At 73.4% G+C, this 19,419-nt stretch carries 16 protein-coding genes; 9 read left to right on the top strand and 7 right to left on the bottom strand.

Annotation, left to right across the window (positions count from 1 at the left end):
* Positions 1-10: 10 nt before the first annotated feature.
* From ACFVVU_RS28000 to ACFVVU_RS27985, 4 genes are all read right to left on the bottom strand, one after another.
* Positions 11-1,594, bottom strand: a complete 1,584-nt coding sequence (locus ACFVVU_RS28000; RefSeq protein WP_380681875.1) for an ABC transporter substrate-binding protein — start codon at positions 1,592-1,594, stop codon at positions 11-13.
* The gene (locus tag ACFVVU_RS27995; RefSeq protein ID WP_380681876.1) at positions 1,591-2,868 is read right to left on the bottom strand and encodes an ROK family transcriptional regulator; all 1,278 of its coding nucleotides are present in this window, start codon (positions 2,866-2,868) and stop codon (positions 1,591-1,593) included. Before ACFVVU_RS27995 ends, ACFVVU_RS28000 begins: the two co-directional genes overlap by 4 nt.
* Before the next feature lie 85 nt (positions 2,869-2,953).
* A complete protein-coding gene (locus ACFVVU_RS27990; RefSeq protein WP_380681877.1) occupies positions 2,954-3,922 on the bottom strand; it encodes a TauD/TfdA dioxygenase family protein in 969 nt (322 codons plus the stop codon).
* 547 nt (positions 3,923-4,469) lie between these two features.
* Positions 4,470-4,727 carry a hypothetical protein gene (locus tag ACFVVU_RS27985; protein WP_380681878.1) on the bottom strand — a complete coding sequence of 86 codons (258 nt, stop codon included), beginning with the start codon at positions 4,725-4,727 and terminating at the stop codon, positions 4,470-4,472.
* Positions 4,728-4,857: 130 nt separating this feature from the next.
* Between ACFVVU_RS27985 and ACFVVU_RS27980 the strand changes: the two genes are divergently transcribed.
* From ACFVVU_RS27980 to ACFVVU_RS27970, 3 genes are all read left to right on the top strand, one after another.
* Positions 4,858-5,340, top strand: coding sequence for a cysteine/serine endopeptidase inhibitor (locus ACFVVU_RS27980; protein WP_387793006.1), 483 nt, complete (start codon positions 4,858-4,860; stop codon positions 5,338-5,340).
* A gap of 122 nt (positions 5,341-5,462) precedes the next feature.
* On the top strand, positions 5,463-6,056 hold the full coding sequence (locus ACFVVU_RS27975) for a hypothetical protein (protein WP_387793004.1): 594 nt from the start codon (positions 5,463-5,465) through the stop codon (positions 6,054-6,056).
* A 130-nt stretch (positions 6,057-6,186) separates the two neighbouring features.
* The gene (locus ACFVVU_RS27970; RefSeq protein ID WP_387793002.1) at positions 6,187-7,560 is read left to right on the top strand and encodes an NAD(P)/FAD-dependent oxidoreductase; all 1,374 of its coding nucleotides are present in this window, start codon (positions 6,187-6,189) and stop codon (positions 7,558-7,560) included.
* 56 nt (positions 7,561-7,616) lie between these two features.
* On the opposite strand, the gene ACFVVU_RS27965 is transcribed toward ACFVVU_RS27970, so the two are convergent.
* Positions 7,617-10,007, bottom strand: coding sequence for an ATP-binding cassette domain-containing protein (locus ACFVVU_RS27965; RefSeq protein WP_387793001.1), 2,391 nt, complete (start codon positions 10,005-10,007; stop codon positions 7,617-7,619).
* Positions 10,008-10,174: 167 nt separating this feature from the next.
* Here ACFVVU_RS27965 and ACFVVU_RS27960 point away from each other — a divergent pair, with 167 nt between their 5' ends.
* The 4 genes from ACFVVU_RS27960 to ACFVVU_RS27945 all read left to right on the top strand — a co-directional run bounded on the left by ACFVVU_RS27960 (position 10,175) and on the right by ACFVVU_RS27945 (position 15,068).
* Positions 10,175-11,167, top strand: a complete 993-nt coding sequence (locus tag ACFVVU_RS27960; RefSeq protein WP_380681883.1) for a DUF6528 family protein — start codon at positions 10,175-10,177, stop codon at positions 11,165-11,167.
* A gap of 259 nt (positions 11,168-11,426) precedes the next feature.
* Entirely contained in the window at positions 11,427-11,732 is a 306-nt protein-coding gene (locus tag ACFVVU_RS27955) for a hypothetical protein (protein ID WP_355365310.1), read from the top strand.
* On the top strand, positions 11,729-12,346 hold the full coding sequence (locus ACFVVU_RS27950) for an acyl-CoA thioesterase (protein ID WP_380681885.1): 618 nt from the start codon (positions 11,729-11,731) through the stop codon (positions 12,344-12,346). The genes ACFVVU_RS27955 and ACFVVU_RS27950 overlap by 4 nt, the downstream gene beginning before the upstream one ends.
* A 418-nt stretch (positions 12,347-12,764) precedes the next feature.
* Positions 12,765-15,068, top strand: a complete 2,304-nt coding sequence (locus ACFVVU_RS27945; protein WP_387792999.1) for a transglycosylase domain-containing protein — start codon at positions 12,765-12,767, stop codon at positions 15,066-15,068.
* A 69-nt stretch (positions 15,069-15,137) separates the two neighbouring features.
* Here the strand turns inward: ACFVVU_RS27945 and ACFVVU_RS27940 are convergent, their stop codons facing one another.
* Together ACFVVU_RS27940 and ACFVVU_RS27935 are read right to left on the bottom strand one after the other, a co-directional pair.
* The gene (locus tag ACFVVU_RS27940; RefSeq protein ID WP_380682384.1) at positions 15,138-15,572 is read right to left on the bottom strand and encodes a hypothetical protein; all 435 of its coding nucleotides are present in this window, start codon (positions 15,570-15,572) and stop codon (positions 15,138-15,140) included.
* Positions 15,573-15,734: 162 nt separating this feature from the next.
* The gene (locus ACFVVU_RS27935) at positions 15,735-16,394 is read right to left on the bottom strand and encodes a GntR family transcriptional regulator (RefSeq protein WP_380682385.1); all 660 of its coding nucleotides are present in this window, start codon (positions 16,392-16,394) and stop codon (positions 15,735-15,737) included.
* Between the two features lie 194 nt (positions 16,395-16,588).
* On the opposite strand from ACFVVU_RS27935, the gene ACFVVU_RS27930 reads away from it, so the two are divergent.
* Positions 16,589-17,806 (top strand): amidohydrolase family protein, encoded by a 1,218-nt coding sequence (locus tag ACFVVU_RS27930; protein ID WP_387792996.1) that lies wholly within the window; start codon positions 16,589-16,591, stop codon positions 17,804-17,806.
* An 84-nt stretch (positions 17,807-17,890) separates the two neighbouring features.
* Positions 17,891-19,399: an APC family permease gene (locus ACFVVU_RS27925; protein ID WP_387792994.1), complete on the top strand. Its 1,509-nt coding sequence runs from the start codon at positions 17,891-17,893 to the stop codon at positions 19,397-19,399.
* Positions 19,400-19,419 lie beyond the last annotated feature (20 nt).

Genomic DNA, 19,419 nt, shown 5'->3' with positions numbered 1-19,419 from the left:
GGCCGTCCGCTCAGGCCGTGAGGTAGGCGTCGTCGAGGTTGAGGTAGCCGAACTTGTTGAGGGTGGCGCCGCGGACCTTGCCGCCGGCGACCTCGGTGAGGCCGGCGATGGCGAGGTCGATCACGAACTGCTCGTCGAGCAGGACGTCGGTGATCTGCCCGTAGAGCGCCTTGGCCTCGGCACTGTCGCTGTCCGGCCGCTTCCAGGCGCGCTGGACGATGTCGGTGTAGCCGGGCGAGCTGAAGTGCGAGCTGTTCTTGGCCTCGTTGAACGGGTAGGCGCTCACCGCCAGGGTGGCGGGGTGGAGTTGGGCGAAGCCGTGGCTCAGCGTCCACAGCGCGGGCATGCTCTGGGCGATGAGCTGCTTCTGCATGGTGGGCGAGTCGGTGGGCTGCAGCACGGTCTCGATGCCGACCTGCTGGAGGTCGTACTGGAGGATCTGCGCGATGGAGGTGCTGCCGGGGTCGTTGCTGTGCGCGAACGGCAGGCTGATGCCGCCGAGTCCGGCGTCCTTGAGCAACTGCCGGGCGCGCTCCGGGTCGTGGCGGTAGTGGGCGGAGGCGTCCGCGGCGTAGGCGGGGGAGGACTTGGGCCAGGGCGTCGAGGAGACGGTGCCGTAGCCGCCGAGGGCCTGCTGGACCAGCCGCTCGCGGTCGACGGCCCAGGCGATGGCCTGCCGCACCCGCTTGTCGCCGACGTGCTCGGCGGTCAGGTTGACGCCGATGTAGTGGGCGCCGGAGCCGGTGTCGTAGGGCGTGACGCGGAACTGCGGGTCGCTCCGGAGGGTGGCGACGTCCTTGCCGCGGACGCTGTAGGACAGGTGGGTCTGGCCGGTCCGCAGGGAGGAGAGCAGCGACTCCTGCTGCGGGACGACGCGGATCTCGACGCCGTCCAGGTAGGGGCGGCCCGGGTTCCAGTAGGCGGCGTTGCGGGCGAAGGTGAGCGAGCTGCCGGGCTTGCGCTCGGTGAAGGTGTAGGGGCCGGTGCCGATTAGCTTCGTCCCGGCGAAGGCCTCCTCGACGGTCGCCGAGTCCGGGATGATCATGAACTCGAAGAGGTCGAAGAGATTGCTCACCGGATGGGCGAGGACGAGCGTGAGCTCGAAGTCGCCGTTCTTGCGGAAGTCCGTGACGGCGGCGGCGGTGGATCGCAACTGGGCGGAGCGGGCCGGGTTCTGGAGGTTCTTGACGGCGAACACCACGTCGTCGGCGGTGAACCGGCGCCCGCTGTGGAAGGTCACGTCCTCGCGCAGCCTGAGGGTGACGCTCGTGCCGTCCGGGGCGACCTCCCAGGAGGTGGCGAGCTCGGGCTGCGGCTTCAGCTGGTCGTCGTAGCGGGTGAGGGTGTTGAAGACCAGTCGCTGGACGAGGGTGTTGGCGCTCTGGGCGAACAGCAGGGCCGGGGTGAAGTCGACACCGGCGCCGACCGTGAGGACGCCGCCGCGGCGCGGGCCCGCCGCGTCGCCGGCGCTCCGTCCGGCGGCGGTGTCGGCGGCCGAGCGGCAGGCGGCCAGGGTCAGCAGGCCGGCGCCGGCCAGGCCGCCGCGGAGCAGCGCCCGGCGGGAGAGCGGGGAGGCGGTGGGAAAGCTGGTCACGAGTGGGATCCTCTGCGGGAAGGAGCTGTCGGGGTCGGTCGGCGAGGGGGCGGGGCGGTCGTCAGGGCGTGCACCGGGCGGGCGTACAGGGCGCCGAGCGAGGCCGCCCCGGCGGCCACGGCGAGCACGTCGGCGCCGCGCCGCTGGGCGATCACCAGGCCGGTGTCGCGCCGCAGGTGCGAGCCGCGCGCGAACGCGGCGCGCACCACCTCCAGATAGGCCGGGTCGAGGGAGGTGAAGTGCTCGGTCAGGACCAGCAGATCGGGGTTGACCACGTCGGCCAGCAGGCCGAGCGCCCGGCCGACGACCTCCGCGCGCCGCCGCACCAGCCGGTCGGCCCGCGGGTCGCCGGCCTTGACGGCGGCCACCAGCGCGGCGCGGTCGGGCCGTTCGGTGATCCCCTCGGCAGCCGCCGCCTCGAACAGCGTGGTGTCCGAGGCGGCGGCCACCAGACAGCCGGTCCGGCCGCAGTGGCAGGGCACGTCGCTGTCCGGCACCGGCAGGTGGGCGATCTCCCCGGTCGGCGAGGCCGGGCCGACGTGCACGGCACCGGCCACCGCCAGGGCCGCGTCCACCACATGGCCGACGAACAGGTGCACCATCGAGCGCCGGGCCGCCGGGTGGCCGAACAGGATCTCCGCCTGGGTCAGCGCGCGGGCGTGGTTGTCCACCTGGACGGGCAGCCCGCAGGCGTCCGCCAGCAGCTCGCCGAGCGGCAGGTCCTGCCAGCCGAGCGGATCGTGACGGATGATCCGTCCGCGATCGCGGTCGACCGTGCCGCCGGTGACGGCGCCCAGGCCGACCACGGTGCGGCCGTCCGGGGCGGCGGCGAGCAGCCCGGGCAGCCGTTCCAGCAGCGGCCGCAGCACGGCCGGGCCGGTGCGTCCCCGGTGGTTCAACTCCCTGCGGTGCAGCACGTTCCCGCGCGGATCGAGGAAGGCGAAGGTGGTGGACGGCAGGCCGATGTGGAGGCCGGCCACCGCGATCCGCTCGGTATCCACGTCCACCGGGAGCTGCGGGCGGCCGACCGCGCCGCCGCCGGGGGCCGCCGCCAGCTCGGGCCGCTCGCGCAGCAGCCCGAGCCGGACGAGGTCGACCACCTGGCGGGAGACGGCGGCCGGGCTCAGGCCGGTCAGCGCGGCCACCCGGCTGCGGGCCACCGGACCGTGGTCCAGCACCGCCCGCAGGACGGCGGCGGCGTTGACGTCCCGCCGCGCGTCCCCGGTGCGCGGCGGGGCGGTGGTGACGACCGTGCTCGTCAGCTCGGCGAACATCCTTCGTCCTTCGGGGATCCGGCGCCGCTCAGCGCTGCGCGAGGGTTGGTGTGGCCTGCTGCCCGGTCGGCTGCGGCCCGGTCTCCTACTGCTGGGCGTCCCGCCGCTCGGCCTCCAGCTGCTCGGCCGGCACCAGCCCGGCCACCCGCGGCGGCTCGGTGGGCTCCAGCAGCCGGCTCGGGGCGCCGTCCACGCCGGCCGGCAGGTCGCCGTCCAGGGTGATCCGGCGGACCAGGCGCGGCTCGTCGCCGTAGTCGTTGACGGCGTAGTGCTGGGTGGCCCGGTTGTCCCAGATCGCGACGTCGCCGACCTGCCAGTCCCAGCGCACGGTGTTCTCCAGCCGCTCCACGTAGCGCTGGAACAGCGAGATCAGCGCCTTGCCGTCGGCGCCGGAGACGCCCTGGATCCGCTGGGCGAACGCGCCGAGCAGGATGCTCTTCTCGCCGGTGACCGGGTGGACGCGGACCACCGGGTGCTCGGTCTTGAACGCGGTGGAGACGAAAACCTGGCGGAACAGGTTGGCCACCTCGGCGTTCTCGGCGAGCTCGGGGCGCAGCGCGAGGCTCGCCGCGTAGTCGTAGTCGTTGGTGTGCACGGCGCGCAGCGACTCGGCGAGGACCTTCAGCGGCTGCGGCAGGTCCTGGTAGGCGGCCGCGGTGTTGGCCCACACGGTGGAGCCGCCGGCCGGCGGCAGCTCCAGGGCGCGCAGGATCGAGGCCTTGGGGTAGGACGGCACGAAGGTGACGTCGGTGTGCCAGTTGTTGGCGCGCACGCCCTTGGTGGCGTCCAGCTCGAAGATGTACCGGCCGTCGGCGCTCGGGACGGTGGGGTGGCCGACCGGCTGGCCCAACAGGCGGGCGAACGCCTCGTGTTCGGCGTCGTCGAGGTGCTGCTGGCCGCGGAAGAACAGCACCTTGTGCTCGTACAGCGCGGCTTCGAGGGCGGCGACGGTCTCGGCAGGCAGGTCGCCGCCGAGGCGCACGTCGTGCACGATCGCGCCGATCCGGCCGGCGGCGGGGGTGAGGCGGAGCTCGGTGGTGGTGGCGGTGGACATGGCGGTTCCTCGACTCTCGTGGAGCGGACATGGGGATGCGTGGGTACGCCCCGGCGGCGGACGCGGGCGGGGCGGGTCGCGGTGAAGGACGTGACGCGGTGAAGGGTGTGACGCGGCACGGCGCGACGCGGTGAGGAGCGGGCCGGTGAAGAGTGGCACGCGGGGGCCGGGCGGCCCGGGATCAGCGGGCGAGTGCCCCGCGACAACAGCGACAGCCGCGGCGGGCCGGGGCGGTGCGGTGAACCGTGCTCATCGGCCCTCCTTCCGGGTCCGGGGCGCTGCGAGTGGGCTCGGCGCTCATCGTGCTGAAGCCCCCGCCTCCCTGTCAATCACCCGTTCTGCCCGGTGAGAAGGCATGTTGCGGCCGTGTGGCGCCGCGTTGCGGACGATGGTCGGGCGGTGACGGGACGGCTGCGGCGGCGTGTTCCCGCCTGTCGGGGGCGTGTCGGGATTACTAACTTTCGCAGCGGAAGAAACCCCGCCGGCAGCGGAAGGGCCCGTCCGGAGCGCGTCCGGGCGGGCCGTTCGAAGTCCGGGGCGGGGTTCGTCAGGCCCCCAGCAGGCGGGCGAAGTCCAGGCCGAGGCCGCCGAGCACGGGCAGCGCGCCGAGGTCGGTGACGGCGCCGACCGGGATGCTGTAGCCCTGGTTGACCTCCCGGACCTCCGGGGCGGCGGCGGCCGGTCCGGCGAGGGCTCCGGTGAGCGCGGCGGTGAGGACGGCGAGCAGGGCGAGGGTGCGCACGGGGGCCTCCGAGGACGTGGGAACGGGTGCCCTGCTGAACGCGCGGAGGAGTGGTGCGGTCACGTATCGTCCCTCCTTCGGTCGTGCGGGTAAAGATTCCCGGCTTGTGTTCATGACAACATGTCATCTGTCTGTACCACTCGTCCCGATCCCGCCTACCGTCCTTCCCAACGACCCAACTGGGAGGACCCACATGCGCGTTGCCCCGAAGCTGCGGATCCTGGCGGGCGTTCCGCTGGCCGCCGCCGCGATCGTCGCCCTGAGCGCCGGAACCGCGAGTGCCGCGATACCGATCAACAAGCCCATGACCGGCAAGGCCACCTACTACAACGACGCCGGCTACGGCGCCTGCGGCACCCAGATCAATGCCGCCACCCAGCTGCTCGTCGCCGTCTCGCACACCTGGTGGACCACCGCCAACCCCAACAACGACCCGGTCTGCAAGGGGATCTCGGTCAAGGTCAGCTACCAGGGCAAGACCCTCACCGTGCCCGTCAAGGACCAGTGTCCGTCCTGCGACTCCACCCACATCGACCTCAGCCAGCCCGCCTTCGCCAGGTTCGCACCCCTCGGCCAGGGCGTGATCAACGGTTTGACCTGGCAGTTCGTCAAGACCGGTCTCGCCGGCCAGACCATCCCGATCGGCGAGCCCGTCACCGCCTCCACCCTCGGCTGACGCCCGCCCCGTGACGCCCTGCCCGTCCCCGCCCCGACGCCGCGCACGCCGCGGCTGTCGGCGGGGGCGGGCAGAATCGGCCCCCGCGCACCCGGCGCGACCGGACCGACGAAGGGGTGGGCATGGCGAGGTACCTCACGGTGACGGCGGCCGTCACCATGGACCCGGCACGGCTGCGGGCGTTCCTCCGCTCGCCGGTCGCCCCGCCCTCCGCCCGGCCCGAGGCCGACTGGACCGGCCTCTGCGCCCCCTGGCGCGAGGAGGCCGTCCGCCGCCGCTACCGCGCCGAACTGCCCGCCGCCCTCGCCGAGTGCGACCGCTGGATCGACGGCGACCACGCCGCCCTCCTCCACGGCCTGGACGAGGACGGTGAACTCGCCCTCCGCCATGACGAGGCCACCGGCTCCCTCACCGTCGACCTCGACACCCGCGTCGACTTCGAACTCCCCGGCATGATCTGGGTGCTCACCGCCCTGCGCGGCCTCGCCGACACGATGGCCGGCGACGACAGCGGCCTCGTCGAGCTCACCGTCGACTGGAGCGACGAGAAGGTGCTGCTGCACCTCGCCCCCCGGCGCTCCGCCTTCCTCGACCCCGCCCGGGACGCCGGCACCCTCGCCCGCGCCCGGAACGCCGCCTTCGACGCCCGCACCGCCGCCGGCGAGGCGGACGGGGACGAAACGGCCGGCGAGGTCCTCGAACGGCTGTCGGCCTGACAGGGTGCCTGGGCCGGGGTGCGGATTCTTCCAGGCTGTCGGTGGTTCCCGAACGGCACGCGGGCGTACCGTCCCGGGAAACGATCAACGCGAGTGGAGGTCGGGGTCCGTGGGATCCGGTGGCAGGGGCGTGAACGGCGGGGTGTCCTTCTGGTGGGGCCGGCTCGGACTGCCCGAACCGAGGCCGGCGCTGCCCGGTGACCGTGAGGTCGACGTCTGCGTGGTCGGCGGCGGCTACACCGGCCTCTGGACGGCGTACCACCTCAAGAAGGCCGACCCCGGACTGCGGATCGCCGTGCTGGAACAGCGCTTCTGCGGCTACGGCGCCTCCGGGCGCAACGGCGGCTGGCTCTACAACGGCTTCGCCGGGCGCGGCGCCTTCGCCCGCCGCCACGGCCGGGCCGGCGCCGCCGCGATGCAGCGGGTGATGGACGCGGCGGTCGGCGAGGTCGCCGACACCCTGGACGCCGAGGGCATCGACGCGGACCTGGTGCGCGGCGGCGTCCTGGAGGTCGCCCGCACCCCCGCCCAACTGGCCCGGCTGCGCGAGTTCGCCGAGACCGAACGAAGCTACGGGCCCGACCGCGTCCAGGAGTTGAGCGCCGGCGAGACCGCCGAACGGCTGCTCGTCGCCGGCACCCTCGGCGGGGTCTGGAGCCCCTACGGCGCCCGCGTCCAGCCCGCCAAGCTCGCCGCCGGCCTCGCGGCGACGGTCGAGCGGCTGGGCGTCGAGCTGTACGAGGGCACCCCGGTGACCGGCATCCGCGGCGGCCGCAAGCCCCGGGCGGTCACCCCGCACGGCACCGTCACCGCCCGCTACGTGCTGCGCGCCACCGAGGGGTTCACCTCGGGTCTGGCGGGGGAGCGCCGCACCTGGCTGCCGATGAACTCGGCGATGATCGCCACCGAGCCGCTGCCGCCGTCCTTCTGGGCCGAGGCCGGCTGGGAGGGCCGTGAGGTGCTCGGCGACTTCGCCCACGCCTACATGTACGCCCAGCGCACCGCCGACGACCGGATCGCCCTCGGTGGACGCGGCGTCCCCTACCGCTTCGGCTCCCGGACCGACACCGACGGCGCCACCCAGCCCGCCACCATCCGCCAACTCCGCGAGATCCTGCACGCGTTCTTCCCGGCCGCCCGCACCGCCCGGATCGAGCACGCCTGGGCCGGGGTGCTCGGCGTGCCCCGCGACTGGTGCGCCACCGTCGACCTGGACCACCGCACCGGCCTCGGCTGGGCCGGCGGCTACGTCGGCAGCGGCGTGACCACCACCAACCTCGCCGGCCGCACCCTGCGCGACCTCGTCCTCGGCCACGACACCGAACTCACCCGGCTGCCCTGGGTCGGCCACACCGTGCGCCGCTGGGAGCCCGAACCCCTGCGCTGGCTCGGCGTGCACGCCCTCTACGCGGCCTACCACACCGCCGACCGCCAGGAGGCCGCCCGCCGCCGCCCCACCACCTCGCCCCTCGCCCGCCTCGCGGACACCGTCGCCGGGCGGTAGACGCGGAAGCCCCCGGGCCGGCGGGCAGAACCGGCCGACCCGGGGGCGCCACGGGCTCAGGCGCCGACGTACTCCGCCAGGTGCCGGCCGGTGAGCGTCGAGCGGGCGGCGACCAGCTCGGCCGGGGTGCCCTCGAAGACGACACGGCCGCCGTCGTGGCCGGCGCCGGGGCCGAGGTCGATGATCCAGTCGGCGTGCGCCATGACGGCCTGGTGGTGCTCGACCACGATGACGGACTTGCCCGAGTCGACCAGACGGTCCAGCAGACCGAGGAGTTGCTCGACATCGGCCAGGTGGAGACCGGTGGTCGGCTCGTCCAGGACGTAGACCCCGCCCTTGTCGCCCATGTGGGTGGCCAGCTTGAGGCGCTGCCGCTCGCCGCCGGAGAGGGTGGTCAGCGGCTGACCGAGGCTGACGTAACCGAGGCCGACGTCCGCCAGGCGGGTCAGGATGCGGTGGGCGGCGGGCGTGCGGGCCTCGCCGACGGCGAAGAAGGCCTCCGCCTCGGTCACCGGCATCGCCAGCACCTCGCTGATGTCCCGGCCGCCGAAGCGGTACTCCAGCACCGAGGCGTCGAAGCGCCGGCCCTCGCAGTCCTCGCAGGTGGTGGCCACCCCGGCCATCATCGCCAGGTCCGTGTAGACGACGCCCGCGCCGTTGCAGGTCGGGCAGGCACCCTCGGAGTTGGCGCTGAACAGGGCCGGCTTCACGCCGTTCGCCTTGGCGAACGCCTTGCGGATCGGCTCCAGCAGACCGGTGTAGGTGGCCGGGTTGCTGCGCCGCGAGCCGCGGATCTGGCTCTGGTCGACGGACACCACGCCCTCCCCGGCCGGGATCGAGCCGTGCACCAGCGAGCTCTTGCCGGAGCCGGCCACACCGGTGACCGCGACCAGCACACCGAGCGGGATGTCCACGTCGACGTCCCGGAGGTTGTGCGCGGACGCGCCGCGGACCGCCAGCTTGCCGGTGGGCGTGCGCACCGCCTTCTTCACCTCGGCCCGGTCGTCCAGGTGCCGGCCGGTGACCGTGCCGGCCGAGCGCAGGCCCTCCAGCGAGCCCTCGTAACAGATCGTGCCGCCCGCCGAACCCGCGCCCGGACCGAGGTCCACCACGTGGTCGGCGATCGCGATCACCTCGGGCTTGTGCTCCACCACCAGCACCGTGTTGCCCTTGTCCCGCAGCTGGCGCAGCAGGCCGTTCATCCGCTGGATGTCGTGCGGGTGCAGGCCGGTGCTGGGCTCGTCGAAGACATAGGTGACGTCGGTGAGCGAGGAGCCGAGGTGGCGGATCATCTTCACCCGCTGCGCCTCGCCGCCCGACAGGGTGCCGGCCGGCCGCTCCAGCGAGAGGTATCCGAGGCCGATCTCGACGAAGGAGTCCAGGGTCTGCCGCAGCGCGGCGAGCAGCGGCGCCACCGAGGGCTCGTCGAGGCCGCGCACCCACTCGGCGAGGTCGCTGATCTGCATCCGGCAGGCGTCGGCGATGCTGATCCCGTCGATCTTCGACGAACGGGCGGCCTCGGTCAGCCGGGTGCCGTCGCACTCGGGACAGGCGGCGAAGGTCACCGCGCGGTCGACGAACGCCCGGATGTGCGGCTGCATCGCCTCCCGGTCCTTGGACAGGATGGACTTCTGGACCTTCGGGATCAGCCCCTCGTAGCTGACGTTGATACCGCTGATCTTCACCTTGGTCGGCTCGTGGTGCAGGAAGTCCCGCAGCTCCCGCTCGCTGTAGTCGCGGATCGGCTTGTCCGGGTCGAGGAAGCCGGAGCCGCTGAAGACCCGCGTCATCCAGCCGTCCCCGGTGTAGCCGGGCACGGTGATCGCGCCCTCGGCCAGCGACTTGGTGTCGTCGTAGAGCTGGGTGAGGTCGATGTCGGAGATCGAACCCCGGCCCTCGCAGCGCGGGCACATGCCGCCGGTGACGCTGAAGCTGCGCCGCTCCTTGACCGTCCGGCCGCCGCGCTCCACGGTGACCGCGCCCGCGCCGCTGATCGAGGCGACGTTGAAGGAGAACGCCTTGGCCGAGCCGATGTGCGGCCGGCCGAGCCGGCTGAACAGGATCCGCAGCATCGCGTTGGCGTCGGTCGCGGTGCCCACGGTGGAGCGCGGATCCGCGCCCAACCGCCGCTGGTCGACGATGATCGCGGTGGTCAAGCCGTCCAGCACGTCCACGTCCGGCCGGGCCACCGACGGCATGAAGCCCTGCACGAACGCGCTGTAGGTCTCGTTGATCAGCCGCTGCGACTCCGCCGCGACCGTGTCGAACACCAGGGAACTCTTGCCCGAGCCGGAGACGCCCGTGAACACCGTCAGCCGGCGCTTGGGTATCTCGATGCTGACGTCCCTGAGGTTGTTCTCGCGCGCGCCGTGCACCCGGATCAGGTCGTGGGTGTCCGCCGCGTGCGGCTCCGGTGCCTGTGCGCCGTTCCTCGTGCCCGTGCTCATCGTCTCTCCGGTTCCTCTCGCCGTGCCCGCGGCTTCCGATCTAACCAGCCGGGTACGACAAGCGGGGGGCCCGAGCCCGCTTACGCCGGTCGGATGCCGCGCGCTGGCGGCCGGCGGGCCCGCACCGCACGGTGGTTGCGGGGGACGGACGACGGGAGGTGCCGGCGGTGTCGAAGCGGGCACGGCTGTGGCGGACGACGGCCGGCCTGGCGGCCCTGGCCGTGGGCGCGGGCGCGGTGCCGGCGACGGCCGCCGGGGTGCGGCCGGGGTGGGCGGTGGCCGTGGTGGACCAGGCTTCGCGGCGGGTGCTGGTGGTGCAGAGCGCGGACGAACTGATGGCCTACCGCGGCCCGGACCGGCAGCCGGTGGTCTGGTCGTGGTCCGCGGACACCGCCGGCGACCTCGACGACCTCGACCCGCACCGCAGCTGGGGGGCGCCGGACGAGGCCAAGAGCCGGGTGCGGGACGGCCGCCGGTACCTGCTGGTCACCGCCTCCGGCGGACTGGCGGCCGTCGTCGACACCGCGACCGGCGCCACCGCGTGGGCCACCGACACCGGAGAGCACGCCAACCCGCACAGCGCCGAACTCCTCCCCGACGGCAACGTCGCCGTCGCCGCCTCCACCGGCGGCTGGGTGCGGCTGTACGCCGCCTCCCTCGGACCGCGCACCACCGCGCACGCCGAGTACCGGCTGCCGGGCGCGCACGGGGTGCACTGGGACGGGCGCTCCGGGCTGCTCTGGGCGCTCGGCGACGACACCCTCACCGCACTGCGGGTGGGCGGCACCGCGGCCGCCCCGCTGCTCGGCGTCGAACGCGCGGTGCCGCTGCCCGAGCCGGGCGGCCACGACCTGTCGCCGGTGCTCGCCGAGCCCGGCCGGCTCTGGGTGAGCACCGGGGAGCACCTGTGGCGCTTCGACCCGACGGCGGACCGCTTCACCCGGATCCGGCTGGGCGGCGAGGAGGCCGAGCGGGACATCAAGAGCGTGGGCGACGAACCCGGCACCGGGCGGCTGCTCACCACCGCCCCGGACCACGCCGGCCCCTGCACCTGGTGCACCTCGGTGCTCACCCTGCACCGCCCCGACGGCAGCCGCAGTCTGCCCGGCACGCACCTCTACAAGGCGCGCTGGTGGACCAGTTGGGGGATCGGGCGATGACCCGGTGGGCCGGTGGCGGGACCGCGGGGAGGGGTGGCGGGAGGGGCGGGGGACGGGACCGGCCGGGCTGGCATTCGGAGGATGCGGCTGATTTTATGCAACGCCAAACTACTCCAATAGTGGTCAGTTTCCGCTCTGGTTCCGTATACCTCCCGGTAGCGCCCCGGGCTGGGATAGCGTCCATGGCGCCGGGGGAAACCGAGCCCGCTCAGCGGGTCCGCACCATCCAGAAATGCCCTACCCATTCAGGGAGAGAACTGTGCGCAATTTCGTTTCGGAATCACGGTCGGAGACCGTGGACGAGCTGCGGCTCGCACTGGAATCGCTCGCGGCCTTCCCGGCCCGCCACGCCGCGGGCGGGGCCGAGGTCGCGAACCGCCTCTCGGCGGTGGCCGATCTGTGCCGGGCGGTCGACGGCGTGCTCGACAGCCTGGTCGTCGAAGCCGCCGCCGAGGCGGCCGAGGAAGGCTGGACCGCGGCCCGGATGGCGTCCGAACACGCCGTCTACTACGCGCGGTTGCGCCGGGCGCTGCTGCTCACCGGTTCCACGGCAGAGCAGCGGTGAACGCGGCAGCCACCCAGGCGGTGGACGTCGACGCACACCTGGTGGACGTCGACGCACACGTGGTGGTCTGTCCCACCCGGTGGAGCGACGTCGACGAGAACGGGCACATCAACAACGCCCGGCTGGTCTCCTACGTTCAGGAGGGAATTTACGACCTGTGCTGCCACCACCCGGTCGCCGTCCGGGAATCCCTATTCCCGTCCGGATTCCTGATCGCCCGGCACGAGATCGATTATCTGGAGCAGCTGTACCACCGGCCGGAACCGTTGCTGGTGCGGCTGACGGTGGCCCGGCTGGGGCGCAGTTCCGCGCATGTGGTGGTCAAGGTGTGTCGTGACGCGAACACGTTCATGCGGGCACGGACGGTCGTGGTCGCCAGGGACGCGGTCTCCGGCCGTTCCCGCGCGCTCAGCCCGTCGGAGCGACGGTTCCTCTCCGGGTTCCTCGCCGACGACGCGGCTCCGGTGGTACCGCCGCGGGTGACGTTCGCCGCGCCCCGCGGGTCGTTGTCCGCGGCGTCCTCCGGGCACCACCCGGCCCGTCGGCGCCTGTCGAACCCCGCTGCCCTCACCAGGGGCGTTCCGGTGATCCCGGACGGGCGTCGCGTCCGCTGACCTCCGCCGCGACCCCGATCGATGAGCGGCAGGATCCTGCTGGGGCAGGATCCTGCTTGGTTGTGCGGGCGGCGGACGGGAGCGAACGGGGCGAGCGCGGGGGCGGGGCGGGGACGGAAGTGGGGCGGACCTGGGGGCGCAGTGGGGGCGGAGCCGTCGGAGGCTGAACCCGGCGGCAGTGGCGGGGAGTTCGGACGTGGATCAGGTGCCGTCGGCCACCGGCCGGCCGGACCGGGGTGCCCGGGCCGGTCAGCGGCAGAGCGCGGCAGCACCGATCAGCCCGGCCCGTCGGCCCGCCCCGGGGAGCGGGGCGGCCGGAGCGGCCCGGATGTGCCCTTTTGGGCTGTTCCTGCCCGAACCGGAGCGGAAATTCGCGCAGGCGCGCAACGATTCGCGGCCTCCACGACATCCAGGAAGTATGGAATCGAATCTTCTCCCGACCGAGGACCGGGCCGACGGCGAAGCGGCCGGGCCCGCCCGGAAGTCGCCGCTCCGGTACGTCCGCCACAGCGCGACGTTCCTGGGCGTCAGCGTGGTGTCCGGTGTGCTGCTCGCGGGCATAGCCCTGCCCGCCGCCGGCGCGCTCGGGCTGACCGCCAAGAGCACGGCGGAGGGGTTCGACGACATTCCGGACGACTTCAAGACCCCGCCGCTCACCCAGGCGACCCAGGTCTTCGACGCCAAGGGCGGGCTGATCGCCAAGGTCTACGAGCGCGACCGCACCGTCATCGCCGCCGAGCAGATGTCGCCGTACATGCGGCAGGCGCAGGTCGACATCGAGGACGCCCGCTTCTACGAGCACGGCGCCGTCGACCTCAAGGGCGTGCTGCGCGCGATCAGCAAGAACGCGGAGAGCGGCACCGCCTCCGAGGGCGCCTCGACGCTGACCCAGCAGTACGTGAAGAACGTCAACATCGAGAAGGCGGGCGACGACCAGGACGCCGTCCGGGAGGCGATGCGCAAGACCCTGGGCCGCAAGATCCAGGAGCTGAAGGTCTCGATCAAGCTGGAGGAGGATCTGAGCAAGGAGCAGATCCTCACCAACTACCTCAACATCACCTACTACGGGAACGGCGCCTACGGCGTGGAGGCCGCCTCCCAGCGCTACTTCAGCAAGTCCAACAAGGACCTCACCGTCGCCGAGGCCGCCACCCTGGCCGGCCTGGTGCAGAACCCCTCGCAGTACGACCCGAAGGCGCACCCGCAGGCCGCGCTGAACCGCCGCAACACCGTGATCGACAAGCTGCTGGAGAACAAGCACATCACGGAGGAGCAGGCCAAGGAGGCCAAGGCCGCCCCGCTGGGCCTGAAGTACAGGGATCCGCAGCGGGGCTGCATCACCGCCCAGGCGGGCATGGGCTTCTTCTGCGACTACGTCCGGCACGTGGTCAAGCAGGACCCGGTGTTCGGCGCAACCGCGGCCGAGCGCAAGAAGTTCTGGGACCAGGGCGGTCTGAACATCCACACCACGCTCGATCCGGAGAAGCAGACCGCCGCCCAGAACGCGGTGAGCTCCAACGTCCGGGTCACCGACAGCGTCTCGGCCGCCGCCACCATGGTCGAACCGGGCACCGGCAAGATCCTGGCGATGGCCCAGACCCGCCCTTACGGCCTGGAGCCGGCCAAGAACCAGACCGTCGTCAACCTCAACGCGGACGCGGCGATGGGCGGTGGCAACGGATTCCAGCCGGGCTCCACCTTCAAGCCGGTGGTCGCGGCCGCGGCCATGGAGGCGGGGCTGTCACCGACCCAGGAGTACTCCTCGCCGAACAAGATGGACTACCCGACGATGAAGACCTGCGACGGCACCTGGAAGAACACCGGCAAGCCCAAGGTGACGGTGCCCAACGAGTCCGCGAGCGAGAAGGGGCCGTACCAGCTGAAGCAGGCGATGGCCCTGTCGGTCAACACCTACTTCGTGCAGATGGAGGAGGAGATCGGCCTCTGCGCGGTCAAGCAGATGGCCAACAAGCTCGGCATCACCTCCCGGGCCAGCGGAAAGGCGCTGGACGAGGTCCCCGCGATGGCCCTGGGCGTCGAGGAGGTGAGCCCGCTGACCATGGCGAACGTCTACGCGACCTTCGCCGCCGGTGGCAAGTACTGCGCCCCGGTCGCCATCAACAAGATCACCACCGTCGACGGCACGGACGTCAACGTCCCGCCCGCGCGCTGCGACCGGGCCTTCTCGGAGAGCACCGCCCAGGTGCTGAACACCATCCTGAACGGGGTGACCGAGAGCGGCGGCACCGGCTCGGCGCTCAGCCTGGAGGGCGACCGGCAGATCGCCGGCAAGACCGGCACCTCGGACCACAAGAAGGCCGCCTGGTTCAGCGGCTACACCCCGCAGCTCGCCACCTCGGTCTGGCTCGGCGGCCCCGCCGGGGGTGTGGAGATGCGCAACATCACCATCAACGGCAAGTACCGCACCGAGGTGTTCGGCGCGGACGGGCCCGGCCCGATCTGGCGGGACGCCATGAACCAGGCGCTGCGGGGCGCGCCCAAGCAGTCGATGCCGATGGCGGACATCCCCGACCCGGCGCCCAGGCCGGACCCGGGCGCCACCCCGGGTGCCACGGGCTCGCCGTCCGGTACCGCCTCCGGTGCGCCCTCCGGCGCCCCGTCCGGCGGCCGGGCCGCGACGCCGAACGGCGGCAGGTCCAAGGCGCCGTCGGGCGGCAGGTCCACCGCGCCGGCCGGCGAACCGTCGACCGACCAGGACTGACGGCCGGTCGGCCGCGGCACGCGGACGCCCCCCGCCCGGGACGGGTGGGGGGCGTCCGCGCGCCGCGGGTCAGAGCGGACCCCAGCGGTAGAGGGTGGAGCCCCAGGTGGCGGTGTGCACGAACGACGTCGAGAAGGTGTTCGTCTTGAGGTAGTAGCCGCTCTGCCCGACGGGCTGGAGCTTGGTGTCGATCTGGTAGACCAGCGAGAGCGGGTAGACGCAGAGCGACCAGTCGTAGTCGCCGCCGTTCACCCGGATGTCCTCGCCGGGCGCGCTGCCGCCCGGGCTGTTGAGGGTCCAGGAGTACGTTCCGGCGTCCAGGTGCAGCCGCCGGTAGGTGCACTGCTGGGGCGGGGTCACCGGTGCGGGCAGCGGTCCCACCTGCCCGTAGTCGGTGATGAACTCGTGCTCGGTGACGGCGTTGGCGGGGACGACGGCCGGGCCGGCCAGCAGGCCCAGCGCGAGGGTCGGCAGGGCGAGGAGCCAGGTGAGTCTTCGCAGCATGCGTGCCTCCGGTCGGCCGGACGCGGCGGAGGAGCCCGGCGGTGGGGGGTCCAGTGGTCTACGCCAATTCTGCTCGCCGGGCCGTGCCGCTGCCCATCCCAGAACCCTGGGGGGCGGCCGCGCTCCCGGCCGGCGTCTCCGGTCGCGTCCCGCGCCGCACCCTCAGTCGTTCGCCAGGGCGGTGAGCGCGAAGGCGCGGGTGCCGCCGACGTGGCGGCGGGCGAGGTCGGCGGCGGCCTCGGGGTCGCGGGCGCGGATGGCGGCGAGCAGCTGCTCGTGCTCGGTGCACATCGGGGTGCTGCTCTCGGGGCCGGAGGTGAGCCGGAACAGCCGGCGCAGCCGGCCGTCGAGCGGGGCCATCATGTCCTGGAGCAGCGGGTTGCCGGAGAGTTCGACGATCGCCCGGTGGAAGTCGGCGTTGAGGCCGACGGTCTCGCGCAGCCGCCCGTTCTCGGCGGCCCGGCGGGTGCGGGCGAGGATGCGTTCGAGGTTCTTCAGCCCGGCGGGGGTGGCGTGCACCGCGGCGAGGCTGGCGGCGAGCGCCTCCAGGGACTCCCGGACGGCGAAGAAGTGCTCGGCGTCGGCGGGGCCGAACTCCGCGACCACCGCGCCCCGGCGGGCCTGGACGGTGAGGAAGCCCTCCGCCTCCAGGCGCTGCATGGCCTCGCGCACGGGGACGCGGGAGACACCCATCGTCTCGGCCAGCTCGCGTTCGACCAGGCGGCGGCCGGCGGGGTACTCGCCCTCGATGATCCGCTCGCGCAGCTGGACGTAGACGAGGTCCCGGAGCGACTGGTGGACGTCGCCGGGCGTATCGGTCATCGGGTGCTCCAGTCGGGTGGGGGCGGCGCCTGGTCGCGGGGCCGCACAGATCATTTCAGATCGGTGGCCGATACCCCTTGTCTGGTATTCGGTATACCAGATAGCTTGAGGCCCCCGCCCGGGCCGAGCCGCCGTCCCCCGATAACCACGGCAGGACCGGGCGGGCTCGCGACCCCCGAAATCTGGACGTTCATGTGATCACCCCCGACCTCCTGCTCGACGCCACGCTGCCCGACGGCAGCACGGTCGACGTCCACCTCGCCGACGGCCGGATCGCCGCCCTCACCCCGGTGGACGCGCGGCCGTCCGACGGTGGCGACGGCGACCGCCCCGGCACGGTCCGCCCCGGCGCCGTCCACCTGCGGGGCGCACTGCTGCTGCCCGCCCTGGTCGACGGCCACGCCCACCTGGACAAGACCTTCCTCGGCGCGCCCTGGCAGCCGCACCGCCCCACCGCGGACCTGCGCACCCAGATCGCCTCCGAGCGCGCCCAGCGCCGCGAGGTCGCCGAGCGTACGCCCGTCGCCGAGCGGGCCGAGGCGCTGGCCCGCCGGATGGCGGCCCTCGGGACGGGCCACGTCCGCTCGCACGTCGACGTCGACCCGGACACCGGCCTGGACCACCTGCACGCCCTGCTGGAGGTGCGCGAGCGCGTGCGCGACGTCATCGACGTCCAGCTGGTCGCCTTCCCGCAGAGCGGCGTGGTCGCCACCCCCGGCGTCGCGGACCTGCTGGACGCGGCCCTGCGCGAGGGCGCCGAGCTGATCGGCGGCCTGGACCCGGCCGGCTTCGACGGCGACGTGGACGGTCAGCTCGACGTCGTCTTCGGCCTCGCCGAGCGCCACGGCGCCGGGGTGGACATCCACCTCCACGACGGCGGGCCGGTCGGCGCCTCCCAGCTGCGCGACATCGCCGACCGCACGGCGGCCCTCGGCCTCGGCGGCCGCGTCGCGGTCAGCCACGCGTACGCGCTGGGGGAGCTCGGACTCGGTGAACTCCTCGACACCGCGCGGAGGCTGGCGGACGCCGGAGTGGCGATCATGACCAACGGGCCGAGCCGCTCCATGCCGCCGGTCAAGCTGCTGCACGAGCTCGGCGTGCGGGTGTTCGCCGGCTCCGACAACATCCGCGACGCCTGGTGGCCGTACGGCACCGGCGACATGCTCGAACGCGCCACCATCATCGGCCTCCAGGGCGAGCTGATGACGGACGGCGAACTGCGGCTCGCCGCCGACCTGGTGACCACCCACGCCGCCGCCGCCCTCGGCCTCGCCGACTACGGGCCCACCCCCGGCGCCCCGGCCGACCTGGTGGCGGTCGCCGCCGGCTCCGTCGCCGAGGCGGTCGCCGCCCACCCCGAGCGGCTGCTCGTCCTGCACGGCGGCCGGGTCGTCCTCGACCGCACCCGCTGACACCCCCTCCCCGGCGGCCGGCCGAGGCCCCACCCTCGGCCCGTCCGGCCCCTGCTCCACCCCTGTTGGAAGGACGCCCCCACCGTGAACCCCTCCGCGCAAAGAACCCGGCCCGCCCCGGCTGCCGCCGCCCCCGCGGCCGCTCCCGCCCCCGCCGCGTCGCCGGCCGCGCCGGGCCGCCTCGCGGGCGGCCAGATCGGCACCACCGACCTGGTCTTCTTCGTGGTCGCTGCCGCCGCGCCGCTCACCGTCCTCGCGGGCATCGCGCCGTTCGCCATCGGCGTCGGCGGCGCCTCCGCCCCCGCCGCGTACCTGATCTCCGGCGCGCTGCTCGTCCTGTTCGCCGCAGGCTTCACCGCGATGAGCCTCTACGTGCGCAACGCGGGCGCCTTCTACGCCTACGTCGCGCGCGGTCTCGGCCGGACCATGGGCGTGATCACCGCCTACGTCGCGGTGGTCTGCTACAACCTCATCACCCCCGGCGTGGCCGCCGCCTTCGGCTACTTCGCCGCCGAACACATCGAACAGCGCACCGGCGCGCACGTGCCGTGGTGGCTGCTGTCGGGCGTCTGCGTGGTGGTGGTCGGCGTCCTGGGCTGGCTGAAGGTGACGCTCAGCGCCAAGGTGCTCGGCGTGGCGCTGGTCCTGGAGGTGCTGTCCCTGCTGGTGATGGAGGGCGGGGTGCTCTCCGAGCGCGGCACGGCCGCCCTGGACCCGGTCTCCTTCGACCCCTCGCTGCTCACCCAGGGCGGCGTGGCCGGAATGTTCGTGCTGGTCATCGGCGCCTTCACCGGCTTCGAGGCGACGGCGATCTACGCCGAGGAGGCCCGCGACCCGCGCCGCACGGTGCCCCGGGCCACCTTCATCGCGATCGGCTTCCTGGCCGTCTTCTACGCCCTCGGCACCTGGATCGTGATGGGCGCCTACGGCACCGACGCCGCCGTCGCGGCCGCCCGTGCCGCCGACGGCCCGGACCTCACCTTCACCGCCGCCGAACGCTTCGTCGGCCTCTGGCTGTCCGACTCGATGCACGTCCTGATCGTGGTCAGCGCCTTCGCCTCGACCCTGGCCTTCCACAACGCGGCCGCCCGCTACCTCTACGCCCTCGGCCGCGAGGGCCTGCTGCCCCGCCGGCTCGGCCGGATCTCGCGGCGCTCCGGCTCCCCGGGCCCGGCCGTGCTGGTGCAGAGCGGCTTCAACGCGCTGGTGATCCTGCTGGGCGCGGTGCTCGCCGCCGACCCCTACCTGGTGGTGCTGCTCTGGTCCAACAGCGTGGGCGTGCTGGGCATCATGGCGATGCAGGCGCTCGCGGCGGTGGCGGTCTGGGCGTTCTTCCGCCGCGACCGGCGCGGCATGTCGGCCTTCCGGGTGGTCTGGGCGCCCCTGCTGGCCGCCGCCGGACTGGCCCTGCTGACGGTGCTCGCCGTCTTCAACTTCAGCCTGCTGACCGGCGCTTCGGGCCTGGTGAACGCGCTCCTGCTGCTCCCGCTGCCGCTCGTCGCGCTGGCCGGCTTCCTGGTGGCCCGCCGCATCCGCCGCACCGATCCCGAACGCTTCGCCCGCCTCACCGAGGTCGACGTCGAGCGCGGCTGACCCGTCCGCGGTCGGGCGCG

It is taken from the genome of Kitasatospora sp. NPDC057965 (genome assembly GCF_042887135.1).
GTDB lineage: Bacteria > Actinomycetota > Actinomycetes > Streptomycetales > Streptomycetaceae > Kitasatospora.
This window is presented reverse-complemented; position numbering and strand designations above follow the sequence as displayed.

What these genes read in the sequence shown, in the direction of transcription:
- ACFVVU_RS27995 (WP_380681876.1), bottom strand. Translation starts at nt 2,868, where the DNA reads ATGTTCGCCGAGCTGACGAGCACGGTCGTCACCACCGCCCCGCCGCGC.
- ACFVVU_RS27990 (WP_380681877.1), bottom strand. Translation starts at nt 3,922, where the DNA reads ATGTCCACCGCCACCACCACCGAGCTCCGCCTCACCCCCGCCGCCGGC.
- ACFVVU_RS27980 (WP_387793006.1), top strand. Translation starts at nt 4,858, where the DNA reads ATGCGCGTTGCCCCGAAGCTGCGGATCCTGGCGGGCGTTCCGCTGGCC.
- ACFVVU_RS27935 (WP_380682385.1), bottom strand. Translation starts at nt 16,394, where the DNA reads ATGACCGATACGCCCGGCGACGTCCACCAGTCGCTCCGGGACCTCGTC.
- ACFVVU_RS27945 (WP_387792999.1), top strand. Translation starts at nt 12,765, where the DNA reads ATGGAATCGAATCTTCTCCCGACCGAGGACCGGGCCGACGGCGAAGCG.
- ACFVVU_RS27965 (WP_387793001.1), bottom strand. Translation starts at nt 10,007, where the DNA reads ATGAGCACGGGCACGAGGAACGGCGCACAGGCACCGGAGCCGCACGCG.
- ACFVVU_RS27940 (WP_380682384.1), bottom strand. Translation starts at nt 15,572, where the DNA reads ATGCTGCGAAGACTCACCTGGCTCCTCGCCCTGCCGACCCTCGCGCTG.
- ACFVVU_RS27975 (WP_387793004.1), top strand. Translation starts at nt 5,463, where the DNA reads ATGGCGAGGTACCTCACGGTGACGGCGGCCGTCACCATGGACCCGGCA.